This is a genomic window from Pseudomonas extremorientalis, assembly GCF_024584605.1.
Taxonomy (GTDB): domain Bacteria; phylum Pseudomonadota; class Gammaproteobacteria; order Pseudomonadales; family Pseudomonadaceae; genus Aquipseudomonas; species Aquipseudomonas extremorientalis.
Genome location: NZ_CP089519.1, coordinates 5,541,604 through 5,554,622 on the forward strand (window position 1 = coordinate 5,541,604; position 13,019 = coordinate 5,554,622).

Genomic DNA, 13,019 nt, shown 5'->3' on the forward strand with positions numbered 1-13,019 from the left:
ATCGTTGACTGACACCCCCCATCGGGGGCAAGCCCCCTCCCACACTTGGATAACCAGTGCTGGCTAGAGCGTGTCAGAGCACCTTGTCCAGGGTGACGGGAAACTCCCGCACCCGTTTGCCGGTGGCGTGATAAATCGCATTGGCCACCGCCGCCGCGACGCCGACGATGCCGATCTCCCCCACGCCCTTGGACCCGAGGGCGTTGACGATCTCGTCATGCTCCTCGACAAACACCACGTCTATCTCGCCGATGTCCGCGTTCACCGGGATGTGGTACTCGGCCAGGCTGTGGTTCATGAAGCGCCCCAACTGATGATCCGTCTGGGTTTCCTCATGCAGCGCCATACCGATGCCCCACACCACCCCGCCGAGAATCTGGCTGCGGGCCATCTTGGGGTTGACCACGCGCCCGGCGGCAATCGCACTGACCACGCGGCTGACCTTGATGGTGCCCAGGTCCTCATCCACCTGCACCTCGACGAAGACGGCCGAATGGGTGGCGGTGCTGTAGCCCTCGCGTTTTTTGCCGGGTTCGCTGTCGACCTGCACCTCCAGCGCGTCTTCGCCACTGTCCTTGACCAATTGCGCCAACGACACACTCACGTCACCGGTGTGCAACTGGCCGTCTTCAAAGCGTACGGATTCGGCCTGCGTGAAGACCGGGTAAGTCTGCCGAGCAATAGCCAGCAGTTTGCCGGTCAACGCTTCGCAGGCCTGCTGCACCGCCGTGCCCACCGAAGACACGGTAAACGAGCCGCCCTGCAGTGGCGCGGTAGGCAATGAGGAATCGCCCAACACAAAGACCACGTCCTCGACCGCCACGCCACTGGCCTGCGCGGCAATCTGGGTCATCACCGTGTAAGTGCCGGTGCCGATATCGGTGGTGGCGCTGCTGACCGTCAACTTGCCCTGCGCGTCGATCCGCGCCTTGGCGCTGGCCTTCATCTGCATGGCTTCCCACACCCCGCCGGCCATGCCCCAGCCGATCAACTGGCGACCGTCGCGCATGCTGCGCGGTTCCGGGTTACGCTGGCTCCAGCCGAAACGCTCGGCACCTTCGCTGTAGCATTCGCGCAGGGCCTTGCTTGACCAGGGTTTGTCTTCGTTCTGGTTGCGCTCGGCGTAGTTGATCAGCCGCAGTTGCACCGGGTCGATTCCCAAGGCGCAGGCCAGTTCATCCATGGCGCACTCCAGGCCGATCACCCCGAGCGCTGCGCCAGGTGCGCGCATGTCCAGGGGCGTGAACACGTCCAGGGGCACCAGGTTGTAGGTCAGTTGCACGTTGTCGCAGTGATAGAGCATGCCGCTCCACTCCACCACATGTTCGCTGAAATCCTCGAAGCGCGAGGTCTGGCCGATAGCGGTGTGGCCCAGCGCGAGCAAACGACCGTCGGCGGCCGCGCCCATTTGCAAACGCTGCAGGGTGCGCGGGCGGTAGCCGAAGGTAAACATCTGTTGGCGAGTCAGGGTAACGCGCACCGAGCGTTTGAGCGCCAGGGACGCCATCACCGCCAGCGGCAATTGGTACTGCGGGCGCAAACCGGAGCCAAACGCACCGCCGACGAACGCGGCAAAGATGCGCACCTGGCTTTTATCCAGGCCGAAGACTTTTTGCACATAGGCCTGGCAGTTCTGCGGGCCCTGGGTCTTGTCATGGATATGCAGGGTGCCGTCCGGCTGATACAGCACGGTGCTGGCGTGGGGCTCCATCGGGTTGTGATGTTCGACGGGCGTGCTGTAGTGCAGGTCCAGGCTGACGGCGGCGCCGCTCCACTCGGCCTGGAAGTTGCCGCGCGGCTTGGGCGGGGTTTGCGGCGAGGCATAGGCCTGTTCCTGCATGGCCAGCAGGTTGGTTTCGAAGGCTTCGGTTGCGTACTCGATCTCCACCAGGGAGCCGGCATGCCGCGCCAATTCAAGGTTGTCGGCGATCACCAAGGCCAGGGGTTGGCCGCTGTACAGCACACGGTCGTTGTACAGCGGGCGGAACGGCGAGCCGTCGGCCGCGTCGTCGTCCTGGAAAGCGTCGTCGTAGCTGGCGATTCTTGGCCGGTTGAGGTGATCAATTACCGCCACCACCCCCGGCAGCGCCAACGCCCTGGAAGCGTCGATACGCAGCACGCGGCCCTTGGCGACGGTGCTGGACACCACGCTGCCATGCAGCAGGCCCTCCTCGGGAAACTCACCGGCGTAACGCGCCTGGCCGGTAACCTTGAGCAGACCGTCGACCCGGTCCAAGGGTTTGCCGATGGCAGTCATGGGCGTTCTCCTGCAACAGCGGCGTCACTCAGGGCACGAATGATGCCCCGGCGCGCCAACTTGATCTTGAAGCCGTTGTGTTCCAAGGGTTCCGCGTCTTGCAACAGGGCGTCGGCGGCTTGGCTGAAGGTTTCGCGGCTGACAACCTGGCCGATCAGCCCGGCTTCCACCGCGCGGTCGCGCCAGGGTTTGTGGGCCACGCCGCCGAGCGCCAGGCGCGCATCAATGATGCGGTCGCCGTCCAGCTCAAGGGCTGCAGCGACAGACACCAAGGCGAAGGCGTAAGAGGCGCGGTCGCGAATCTTCAGGTAGTTGCTATGGCTTGCCAGGTTGTCGGCAGGCAGTTCGACGGCGGTGATCAGCTCATCGTCGGCCAGCAGGTTGTCCCGTTGCGGCGTATCACCGGGCAGGCGGTGGAAGTCGGCGAACTCGATGATCCGCGCACCGCCACGGCCCTCGACATGCACCCGCGCCGCCAATGCCGCCAGGGCGACACACATGTCCGAAGGATGGGTAGCGACACACTGCTCACTGGCACCGAGGATCGCATGGATGCGGTTCAAGCCGGTGCGCGCCGGGCAGCCACTGCCGGGCTCGCGCTTGTTGCACGGTACCGTGGCGTCATAGAAGTAGTAGCAGCGGGTGCGCTGCAACAGGTTGCCGCCGGTACTGGCCATATTGCGCAGCTGCGGCGAGGCACCGGCGAGGATGGCTTGGGAGAGCAACGGGTAACGCTGTTCGATCAACGGGTGCCAGGCCAGGTCGGCATTGCTCACCAGGGCGCCGATCAACAGTCCGCCACTGGACGTTTGCTGAATGTCATGCAGCGGCAGGCCGGTGATGTCGATGAGGTGTTCGGGGCGGCTGATGTTTTCTTTCATCAGGTCTAGCAGGTTGGTGCCGCCGGCGATAAAGCGCGATGCGGCGCTGCTGAGGTGCACGGCCTCCTGCACGCCGGTCGGCCTGCTGTAATGGAAGGGGTTCATGGTTTGCCCTCCAGGACTTCCTCGATGGCATCACGGATATTGCTGTAGGCGCCACAGCGGCAAAGGTTGCCGCTCATCAGCTCCTGAATCTGCGCGGTGTCGTGGGCACGGCCTTCATTGGCCAGGCCCACGGCGGAACAGATCTGGCCGGGGGTGCAGTAGCCGCACTGGAAGGCGTCGTGCTTGATAAACGCCTGCTGCATCGGGTGCAGTTGGTCGCCGTCGGCCAGGCCTTCGATAGTGGTCAGCTCGGCGCCGTCGCACATCACCGCCAGGGTCAGGCAGGCATTGATCCGCTTGCCGTCGCGCAATACCGTGCAGGCGCCGCATTGGCCGTGGTCGCAGCCTTTTTTGCTACCGACAAGGTCAAGTTGCTCGCGCAGAAGGTCGAGCAGTGTGGTCCACGGCAACACATCCAGTTGGCGGTCCTGGCCGTTGAGGCTCAGGCGTATCGAGTGGCTGACGAACGGTTGGGCCGCCGCGCCATTGGGGGTTGCGCTCATAAACACCTCACGGGTTGGTGGACATCCGCGGCGTTCAGGGAAATCGCCGTCTCAGGGGTACGACTTCCCGGGGTAATGAGCGTTCAAGGTGATTGATCAGCGGATATTGAGCAGCGTCGTCAGGGTGTTCTGCGGGGGGTTGATCGAGGAATTGCTGTATTGGAACCAGCCCTGGGCCTCCACGTTCAGGTCAAATACATAGATGTAGCCCATCAGTGTGCCGGCCCCGTTGCAGGCTTCGCTGATGTTGCCGACCTGGCAGACCGCCGTGCGCTGCCCATTGAGCTCTGCGCCATCAAAGCGGCCCATGGGGTTGTTTCCCAGGCCGACTTCCATGACTGACACCTTGGTGGGCCCACGGTGCGTGCACATCTGCGTGCTTTGTGCGCGCTCGGGGATGGTTTCCGTGCACGCCGCCGATTCAACCTTGAACACGCGCACTTCGCTCAACGGCGGTGCAGTCGCGCCCCAGGCCGGTGCTGCGCCGAGCAACAGGCTGATACAGGGGATCAGGGCTAGACTCCACGGGCTGGCGTTTTTCATGTTGCAGATGACCTTGGTTTAAACGTCGGCGCAGTATGCCTCAAGGCCTCGGCTGCTGGTATGATGCGCCGCTTTTTCCGATCCTCTCTGAAACCAAAGGCGCTTGGCGCAGTTTGTGCTTTGACTTAGAGGTCAACAAATCACGACGCCACAGAGCGTCACAGGGAGCAGGCATGCTGGAAAAGCTGTTTCAACTCAAGGCACACAACACCAACGTGCGCACCGAGATCCTCGCGGGCATCACGACATTCCTGGCCATGGCCTACATCCTGTTCGTGAACCCGAGCATCCTCGGCGAGACCGGCATGGACAAGGGCGCGGTGTTCGTCGCGACCTGCCTGGCGGCCGCCATCGGCTCGACCGTGATGGGCCTGATCGCCAACTACCCGATCGCCCTCGCGCCGGGCATGGGCCTCAACGCCTTCTTTACCTACACCGTGGTGCTGCACATGGGCCACACCTGGCAGGTGGCGCTGGGTGCGGTGTTCATTTCGGCGGTGTTGTTCTTCCTGTTGTCGATCTTCCGTATCCGTGAGTGGATCATCAACGCCATCCCCCTGCCCCTGCGCTCGGCGATTGCCGCCGGTATCGGCCTGTTCCTGGCTTTGATCGCCCTGCACAACGCCGGCATCGTGGTCAGCAACCCGGCCACCATGGTGGGCCTGGGCGACTTGAAACAACCGGCACCGATTCTCGCCACCCTCGGCTTCGTGCTGATCGTGGCCCTGGAAGCCCTGGCCGTGCGCGGCGCGGTGCTGATCGGCATCCTGGCGGTGACCCTCGTGTCCATCCTGCTGGGCGTCACGCCTTTTGGCGGCGTCACGTCGATGCCACCGTCCCTGGCCCCGACCTTCCTGCAGCTGGATATCAAGGGCGCGCTGGATATCGGCCTGGTCAGCGTGATCTTCGCCTTCCTGTTCGTCGACCTGTTCGATAACTCCGGCACCCTGATCGGCGTGGCAAAGCGTGCCGGCCTGATGGGCAAGGATGGCCACATGCCAAAAATGGGCCGTGCGCTGATCGCCGACAGCACCGCCGCCATGGCCGGTTCCCTGCTCGGCACCTCGACCACCACCAGCTACATCGAGTCGGCGGCGGGCGTGAGCGCCGGCGGCCGCACCGGCTTGACCGCCATCGTGGTCGCGATCCTGTTCCTGCTGGCGTTGTTCTTCTCGCCACTGGCCGCCAGCGTCCCAGCCTTCGCCACCGCGCCGGCCTTGCTGTTCGTGGCGGTGCTGATGACCCAGGGCCTGGCCGAAATCGACTGGGACGACATTACCGTAGCAGCGCCGGTGGTGATCACCGCCCTGGCAATGCCTTTCACCTACTCCATCGCCAACGGCATCGCCTTCGGTTTCATCGCCTGGACCGCCATCAAGCTGCTTTCGGGCCGCTACCGTGAGCTGAACCCGGCGCTGGTGATTCTGTCGATTCTGTTCGTGATCAAGCTGGGCTGGTTCAACGCATGACTTTTGACGCCGCACGCTACACCGCTCAACTGCAAGACAAGGTCACGCGCTTGCGTGACCTGTTGGCACCGTTCGACGCGCCCGAGCCGCAGGTCTTCGACTCGCCGCTGCAGCACTTCCGCCTGCGCGCGGAGTTCCGCCTGTGGCGCGAAGGCGGTGAACGCCACTACGCGATGTTCTCCCAGGACGACAAGCGCACGCCGATCCTGATCGAAGCGTTCCCCATCGCCAGCCAGCGCATCAACCAGTTGATGCCGCAGCTCAAGGCCGCCTGGCAAGCCAGTGCCGCCCTGAGCCACAAGCTGTTCCAGGTGGAGTTCCTCACCACCCTGGCCGGCGACGCGATGATCACCCTGTGCTATCACCGCCCGCTGGACGAGGACTGGCACACCGCCGCCAACCAGCTGGCTGCCGACTTGAATGTCAGCATCATCGGCCGCTCCAAGGGCAAGCGCGATGTGATCGGCCATGACTACGTGGTGGAAAAGCTCGAAGTCGGCGGCCGTACCTTCAGCTACCGCCAGCCCGAAGGTGCCTTCACCCAGCCCAACGGCACGGTGAACCAGAAGATGCTCAACTGGGCCTACGACGCCCTGGGCGATCGCCCGGATGATTTGCTGGAGCTGTACTGCGGCAACGGCAACTTCACCCTGCCCCTGGCGACGCGCGTGCGCAACGTGCTGGCTACCGAAATCAGCAAGACCTCGGTGAATGCGGCCCTGAGCAACCTCGATGAAAACGCGGTGGGTAACGTCACGCTGGTGCGTCTCTCTGCCGAAGAACTCACCGAAGCCCTCAACGAAGTGCGCCCGTTCCGCCGCCTGCACGGCATCGACCTGAAAAGCTACGAATTCGGCAGCGTGTTCGTCGACCCACCGCGCGCCGGCATGGACCCGGACACCTGCGAACTGACCCGACGTTTCGACAACATCCTGTACATCTCCTGCAACCCGGAGACGTTGGCGGCGAACATCGCGCAACTGCATGACACGCATAAGATTACGAAATGCGCGATGTTTGACCAGTTTCCGTGGACGCACCACATGGAATCCGGGGTGTTATTGACTCGGCGGTAACTCGACGTCCTCCGGTTCCTTCTTGCGCGGCCGCCCGCCCTTCTTGCCATTGGCGCGGGCGGCGGCGGCTTTGGCGGCGCTGCTTTTGCGACCGTTGCGCGAAGCAACCAGGCTGATCGCCAGGTCCATCAGGGGTTTGCTGGTGGCAATCAGGCCCGTGATCGAAACATCCAGGTCTTGGGCCTCACAGCACAGCGCCTTTCCGCCAAAGCCGACTTCCAGTTGCTCAAAGTCCTCCAGGGAAAACCCTGCGAACTCGGGCAGACCCGCTACCGGCAGTACAACGCGACTACCGTCGCTGAAGCCGATGGAAATGCAGTTGTCTTCATAACGCACAGCGCTGGCACGGGCATAAAGGTGCCGTGTCTTGCGCCCTCGGGCTATCGCCTTTTCGACGTCGGCCTCAGTGAGCGGTTTATAGGGTACAACTTTGGCTTTTACGATTTTCATAGATCAATCCCCACGCAGTCTGGTGCTCGTACCAGATTCAAAATTGTCCTCTGCGCTACGACATCGTGCCGAGCACTTGCGATGACGTGGACTCCACGTCGAATAACCAACCCTGGCACCCACTCACCGGCCTCCCAATCCCAGGAATGATTCTCGAGGCAGACCGTTTGCAGGTATTCCCACCAGAGCCTAGGTGCACGCGCCAAGTAATGCCGCTGCATGATCGCCCAGCGTATTTCTTTCAAAACCGCCATGGGTGGCCGCCGCCGCTCAGGCTCTACGTCCCACAACTCCACGTCCCCGTCCAGAAAGCTGAAACGAAAACGCGCATCCCATTCCTTCCCCCGCACATGCACATGGGGCGGGCAATGCTCATCCCTGATAAACACCGAAATCACATATCCTTTGTAATTGCCTACTCGCATCGTAACCCATCCGTTAGGTTATTTTCCGCCAGGTAACAATTTTCCCCTGTCACCCGACAACCGGCCCCATTTCCCGAAGCTGATTCACAGATTAGTAAGCACAAAAAACCCGGCGAATGCCGGGTTGTAACCACTCATGCCGAGGGCTGGAAATACCCCGCCAAGGCCCGCAAGTCCTGCTCTCTCAGCAACCCCGCGTAATACTTCAACTGAATCCTCGCCAGCAGATACGCATGCCGCGCATTCGCCAGGTCGCGGCGGGCAGTGAACAGTTGCTGCTCGGCGTCGAGTACGTCGAGGTTGACCCGTTCACCGCCGGCCACACTCTTTTTCGTCGCAGCGACTAAAGCCGTGGCAGAGCTGACGGCCATTTCATAAGCACGCACTTTGGCCGCGCCGCTGGTATTGAGGTTGAACTGTTTGCGCAACTCCACCAGCGTGGCCGAGGTTTGCGCGTCCAGCTCGTACTGGGCTTGAGACAGCTGGTTCGCCGCCTGGCGCGTAGAGGCCGATACGCCGCCACCGGCAAACAGCGGCAGGCTGACCTGGATGCCGACGGTGTTGGTGTCGTACTTCTGGTTGTAGCTGCTCTCCGAGTCGGAGTGGGTCTGGCGGCTGGAGGCGTACAGGCTGACCTTGGGCAGGTGCCCGGCGCGTTTGCGCTCCACTTCATAGGCGGCCACGTCCAGGGCGTGGTGCTGGGATTGGAGTTCAGGGTTGTTGGCCATGGCCAGTTCGCGCCAGGTTTCGAAACGGTTGGGTTCCAGCGGCGGGATCTCGAATTGGCGCGTCAGTGGCGCCAGTTCTTCGATCTGCAACGATTGGCCGACGATGGCTTCCAGCTCGCGCAGGGCACTGTCCTGGGCGTCTTGCGATTCGATTTCTTCGGCCTGGGCCAGACTCAGGCGCGCCTGGGTTTCCAGCACATCGGTGCGCGTGCCTTCGCCGCCTTTGAGCAGGCGGTCATTGAGTTGCAGGCGCTCGGCATACGCACGTTTCTGTGCGCGGCTCAGCTCGATTCGCTCCTGGGCCAATAAAGCCTGGCTGTAGGCGTTGAGCACCCGCACCGCCAACTCCTGGCTCTTGCCGCGAAAGCGTTCATCGGCCATCAACGCCTGGGCGGTGCCCTGGCGAAAGCGCGCGTAGGCCTCGTAATCCAGCAGCGGTTGTTGCAAGGTCAGGGTCGACGCGTAACTGCGGTAGTCACGGTCACTGGTGACATCACCCGCCGTCACTTCGGATTCGTTGCGCGAGTTGTTGTAGCTCCACGATAGGTTCGGCAACAGCGCCGCGCGGCCGATCACGCGGTTTTCTTCACCGGCTTCACGCGCCTGGATCGCGGCCTGAAAGGTCGGGTCATTGCGCAGGGCCAGGTCGTAGGCATCCAGCAAACCCAAGGCGTGCGCCGAGGTACACCCCAAACACAAGGTAAACAGCAGCGCCTTCATTCTTCCACCAGCGCCATGTGGGTGCGATCCATCAACGGTTTGAACAGGTAGTTGAGCATCGAGCGCTCCCCGGTCTTGACGAAGGTTTCCACCGGCATGCCCGGACGGATCTGCACGCCGTCCAGTTGCTGCATTCCCGCCGCGCTGACCTGGGCACGCAGCGTGTAGTAGGGCTCGTCGGTGCGCTCATCGACCTGGCGGTCCGCCGAAACCAGGGTCACCTCACCGGCCACCCGTGGCGTGGTGGATTGGTTGAACGCCGAGAACATCAACTCCACCGGCAAGCCCGGATGCACTTTGTCGACCATCTGCACCGGCACCCGCGCCTCCACCAGCAAGGGCTCGCCCTGGGGCACGATGTCCATCAACGCCTGGCCGGGCTTGATCACGCCACCTTCGGTGTACACGTCCAACCCCACCACCACGCCCGACGCCGGCGCTCGCACCAGGCTGTTGGCCAGTTCGAACTCGGCCGAGGCCAGGCGATTGCGCAGGTCGTCGCTGCGGGTGCGGGTCTCGGCCAATTGGCCGCGCAGGTCTTTCTGGAAGTCTTCGCCAAGCTGGCGGATGCGCAGGCGCAGTTCCATCACCTGGCGCTGCAATTGGCCGATGCGCCCGTCGTCTTCGGCGATGGCGCCGTCGATCTGGGAATACAGGCGCTCGCTGTCGAGCAGGCGGTTGCGCGGGATGTAACCGTCACGCGCCAACTCGCGCAGGCCTTGCAGTTGCTCATTCAACGCCGCCCGCTGCCGGACTTTGCTCGCTTGCGAATCCCGCGTGCCACGCAACTGCGCCTCGGCGCCGGCGATGGTTTCGCGCAGGCCTTGTTGCTCGGTGGCCAGTGCCTGGGCCCGGCTCTGGAACAGTTGCCGTTGCAGGCTCAGCGTGCCCGCCGCCTCGGGATCGTTGAGCAGCTCGGGGCCGAAGCTGATCGCCGCCAGCCCTTCGCTTTCGGCACTCAAGCGCGCCTCACTGGCCAGGGATGCCAGGTACTGGCTGCGCAGGGACTGCATCTGCCCGCGCAAAGGCGTTTCTTTCAAGCGCAGCAGGACCTGGCCGGCGCTGACCACATCACCGTCGCGCACCTCGATGCGCTCCACGATCCCCCCGGCCGGGTGCTGCACCGTCTTGCGATGGCCCGAGACCATGACCTTGCCCGGCACCGCAACACCCTTGTCCAACGGCGCCAACGCTGCCCAGCCGAGAAACCCGGCAAAACCGCCGAGCACCAGCAGCCAACCCAGGCGCGAATATTTTTTATCATCCAGCGCCAGCACATTGTTCGGCGCGTCACTGATCAGCACGGGTTTGCTCTGGCTCATGCCTGTTTTCCTTCACCAAGGCGGTAACTCATGTTCAGGGTCGACACTGGCTTGCTCGCTGCCGGTTTCTGCCGTGCCTCCAACACGCGGGCCGTCGGCCCGAAGGCCTGCAACTGGCCGTCCTTGAGGATCAGCAACTGGTCCGTCAGGGTCAGTACGTTGGGCTTGTGGGTGATCAGGATCACCGTGCGACGCTGTTGCTTGAGCTGGCCGATGGCCTGGAGCAGGGCCTGTTCGCCCACTTCGTCGAGGTTGGCGTTGGGCTCGTCCAGCACGATCAGCGCAGGCAGGCCGTACAGCGCACGCGCCAGGCCGACCCGCTGTTTCTGGCCACCGGACAGCCCGGCGCCGCCTTCGCCCAACGGCGTGTCGTAGCCTTGCGGCAGTTGCAGGATCAGCTCATGCACGCCGGCCATTTGTGCGGCGGCGAGGACCTCGTCCGCGTCGACCTCGGCAAACCGCGCGATGTTTTGCGCGATGCTGCCAGCGAACAGCTGGATGTCCTGCGGCAGGTAGCCAATGTGCGGGCCCAGTTGCTGTTTGTCCCACAAGGCCAGGTCGGCACCGTCCAGCCGCACCTTGCCGGCCAAGGGTGCCCAGGCGCCCACCAGGATCCGGGCCAGGGTGGATTTGCCGCAGCCTGACGGCCCGATCACCCCCAGTACCTCGCCCGCCGCCAGGCTGAAACCCAGGTTGGCCAGCGCCGGTCGACGGCTGCCGGGGGCGCAGGCGCTGATTTGCTCGACGCTCAGTTGGCCCTTGGGCACCGGCAGGCTCATGCGTTCGGGCCGGGCCGGGTTGGCCTCCAGCATCTGTGACAGGCGATCAAACGCCAGGCGCGCCGAGCCCCACTGCTTCCACACGCCGATCAACTGGTCGATGGGGCTGAGCACGCGGCCCATGAGGATCGAACCGGCGATCATCATCCCCGGCGTGATGTCGCCCTGCACCGCGAGCAACGCGCCCAGGCCCAGCACCAGCGACTGCAATGCCAGGCGCACGCCCTTGGACCAGGCGGTGACCGTCGCGGTCTTTTCACTGGCCAGGTTCTGCTGCGCCAGGAACGCCTGGTGCTGGCCGAACCAACGCGCGCGCAAGGTAGCGAGCATGCCCATGGCTTCGATGGTGTCGGCATTGCGCAGGTTAGCCGTGGCCTGCTGGCTGGCGCTGATCGACAGTTGGCTGGCCAGCGCCATCGGCGCCTGACTGACGTTGTGGTTGACCCACGCCAGCACGATCAACAGCACTGCGCCGACCAGCGCCAACAGCCCGAGCCAGGGGTGGAACAGGAAGATCACCAACAGGTACACCGGAAACCAAGGCGCATCGAAAAACGCGAACAACGCCTGGCCGGTGGCGAACTGACGCAGCGTGGTCAGGTCATGCAACGCCTGGCCGGCCGCCTGGGTGCCGCCCTTGAGTTGCGCCTCATACGCGGCGTCGTACACCCGCTGGTTCAAACGCATGTCCATCTGCGTGCCGAGACGGATCACCACCTGGCTGCGCACCCACTCCAACGCGCCCATCAGGCCGAACAGGCCAAGGATCATCAGCGTCAGCATGAGCAGGGTCATCTGGTTGCCCGAAGCCAGCACCCGGTCGTACACCTGCAGCATGTACAGCGCCGGGGCGAGCATCAGCAGGTTGATCACCGCCGAGAACAGGCCGATGTTGAAGAAGCCACTTTTATAGGCCGTGAGGGCAGCCAGGGTTTCGTTGCCGGCGTGGCGCATCTGGGGATTCTCAAAGGGTTGAGCGGGCAGCGCCGTCGCGTTGACAGGCTGTACGACGCTGCGCAGAATTCGGCACCGCCGTCGCTGAAGAGATAGAAGGCTTGGACGACGGCGGTGTGTCATGCGGCGAATGGGAGAGCGATCTTCCATTCGCTTTTTTGCTTAAGCGGCCAGGGCGAAGTCCTGAGGCACGTCTTGTACGCCCACCAGCGCCACGTCGGAGGCGGCGACAGCAGCCGAGTCCACATGCGCCACACCGGCAGCGGCCAGTTGGTCGAACGTCGAGTTGATCGACAGGCTTGGGTCGATGTCCTTGAGCAGGGAGTCGATCGCCGACGCCAGTGCCGAGCTGTCGCCGCTCATCAGGCCGTAGACGATTTTGTGCACCTGGCCGTCGCGGCCTTCGGACTGCAGGCTCGACAGGCCCAGGTTGGCGAAGCTGACTTCCTGCTCAGCGAGGGCGTAGCTACCGCCGGCAGCGCCGCCCGTCAGAATGGTGCCCAGGTCCAGCGAGTCGATCGAACCCCACAAGGTGTGCGACGGCGGGTTGAACAAGGTGTAATGCAGGTCGCCGTTGGCCACCACCGCGGCATTGCTGACGGTGCTCGACACGCCATATTGGGTGCCGTCGAACGGGCCAGGATTGAAACCACCGGTATTCGAACCCTCTTTGACCGACCCTTCACGGTGGTTCAGGTCACCAAAGTAAGCCGACCAGTCGCTCAGGTACTCGGCAACGGTGTTCGCGGCGTAGGCGGTGCTGTATGAAATAGAAATGCTCATGCAAAACTCCAAGTCATGGGGTGG

The 13,019-nt window shown here is 63.5% G+C and carries 12 protein-coding genes; 2 read left to right on the top strand and 10 right to left on the bottom strand.

Annotated features, from left to right (window positions below):
- Nucleotides 1-73: 73 nt before the first annotated feature.
- The 4 genes from LUU92_RS25050 to LUU92_RS25065 form a co-directional block, all read right to left on the bottom strand.
- Nucleotides 74-2,257 (bottom strand): xanthine dehydrogenase family protein molybdopterin-binding subunit, encoded by a 2,184-nt coding sequence (locus LUU92_RS25050; RefSeq protein WP_257102795.1) that lies wholly within the window; start codon nucleotides 2,255-2,257, stop codon nucleotides 74-76.
- Nucleotides 2,254-3,243 (bottom strand): FAD binding domain-containing protein, encoded by a 990-nt coding sequence (locus tag LUU92_RS25055; protein WP_071489949.1) that lies wholly within the window; start codon nucleotides 3,241-3,243, stop codon nucleotides 2,254-2,256. The genes LUU92_RS25050 and LUU92_RS25055 overlap by 4 nt, the downstream gene beginning before the upstream one ends.
- Nucleotides 3,240-3,746, bottom strand: a complete 507-nt coding sequence (locus LUU92_RS25060) for a (2Fe-2S)-binding protein (protein ID WP_071493627.1) — start codon at nucleotides 3,744-3,746, stop codon at nucleotides 3,240-3,242. The genes LUU92_RS25055 and LUU92_RS25060 overlap by 4 nt, the downstream gene beginning before the upstream one ends.
- Before the next feature lie 96 nt (nucleotides 3,747-3,842).
- Nucleotides 3,843-4,289 (bottom strand): DUF4879 domain-containing protein, encoded by a 447-nt coding sequence (locus LUU92_RS25065; RefSeq protein WP_071489947.1) that lies wholly within the window; start codon nucleotides 4,287-4,289, stop codon nucleotides 3,843-3,845.
- A 173-nt stretch (nucleotides 4,290-4,462) separates the two neighbouring features.
- Here LUU92_RS25065 and LUU92_RS25070 point away from each other — a divergent pair, with 173 nt between their 5' ends.
- Together LUU92_RS25070 and trmA are read left to right on the top strand one after the other, a co-directional pair.
- The gene (locus LUU92_RS25070) at nucleotides 4,463-5,758 is read left to right on the top strand and encodes an NCS2 family permease (RefSeq protein ID WP_058427718.1); all 1,296 of its coding nucleotides are present in this window, start codon (nucleotides 4,463-4,465) and stop codon (nucleotides 5,756-5,758) included.
- Complete coding sequence (trmA, locus tag LUU92_RS25075) at nucleotides 5,755-6,834, top strand: tRNA (uridine(54)-C5)-methyltransferase TrmA (RefSeq protein WP_257102796.1); 1,080 nt, start codon at nucleotides 5,755-5,757, stop codon at nucleotides 6,832-6,834. Before LUU92_RS25070 ends, trmA begins: the two co-directional genes overlap by 4 nt.
- Here the strand turns inward: trmA and LUU92_RS25080 are convergent.
- The 6 genes from LUU92_RS25080 to LUU92_RS25105 all read right to left on the bottom strand — a co-directional run bounded on the left by LUU92_RS25080 (nucleotide 6,817) and on the right by LUU92_RS25105 (nucleotide 12,995).
- Nucleotides 6,817-7,284 carry a DUF2442 domain-containing protein gene (locus LUU92_RS25080; protein ID WP_071489945.1) on the bottom strand — a complete coding sequence of 156 codons (468 nt, stop codon included), beginning with the start codon at nucleotides 7,282-7,284 and terminating at the stop codon, nucleotides 6,817-6,819. The two genes, trmA and LUU92_RS25080, sit on opposite strands and share 18 nt — an antisense overlap.
- On the bottom strand, nucleotides 7,281-7,709 hold the full coding sequence (locus tag LUU92_RS25085) for a DUF4160 domain-containing protein (RefSeq protein ID WP_257102797.1): 429 nt from the start codon (nucleotides 7,707-7,709) through the stop codon (nucleotides 7,281-7,283). Before LUU92_RS25085 ends, LUU92_RS25080 begins: the two co-directional genes overlap by 4 nt.
- A 134-nt stretch (nucleotides 7,710-7,843) precedes the next feature.
- Nucleotides 7,844-9,157: a TolC family outer membrane protein gene (locus tag LUU92_RS25090; RefSeq protein ID WP_257102798.1), complete on the bottom strand. Its 1,314-nt coding sequence runs from the start codon at nucleotides 9,155-9,157 to the stop codon at nucleotides 7,844-7,846.
- Nucleotides 9,154-10,479, bottom strand: coding sequence for an HlyD family type I secretion periplasmic adaptor subunit (locus LUU92_RS25095; RefSeq protein ID WP_071489942.1), 1,326 nt, complete (start codon nucleotides 10,477-10,479; stop codon nucleotides 9,154-9,156). Before LUU92_RS25095 ends, LUU92_RS25090 begins: the two co-directional genes overlap by 4 nt.
- Nucleotides 10,476-12,212 (bottom strand): type I secretion system permease/ATPase, encoded by a 1,737-nt coding sequence (locus tag LUU92_RS25100; protein ID WP_257102799.1) that lies wholly within the window; start codon nucleotides 12,210-12,212, stop codon nucleotides 10,476-10,478. The genes LUU92_RS25095 and LUU92_RS25100 overlap by 4 nt, the downstream gene beginning before the upstream one ends.
- 162 nt (nucleotides 12,213-12,374) lie before the next feature.
- On the bottom strand, nucleotides 12,375-12,995 hold the full coding sequence (locus tag LUU92_RS25105) for a heme acquisition protein HasA (protein WP_257102800.1): 621 nt from the start codon (nucleotides 12,993-12,995) through the stop codon (nucleotides 12,375-12,377).
- Nucleotides 12,996-13,019 lie beyond the last annotated feature (24 nt).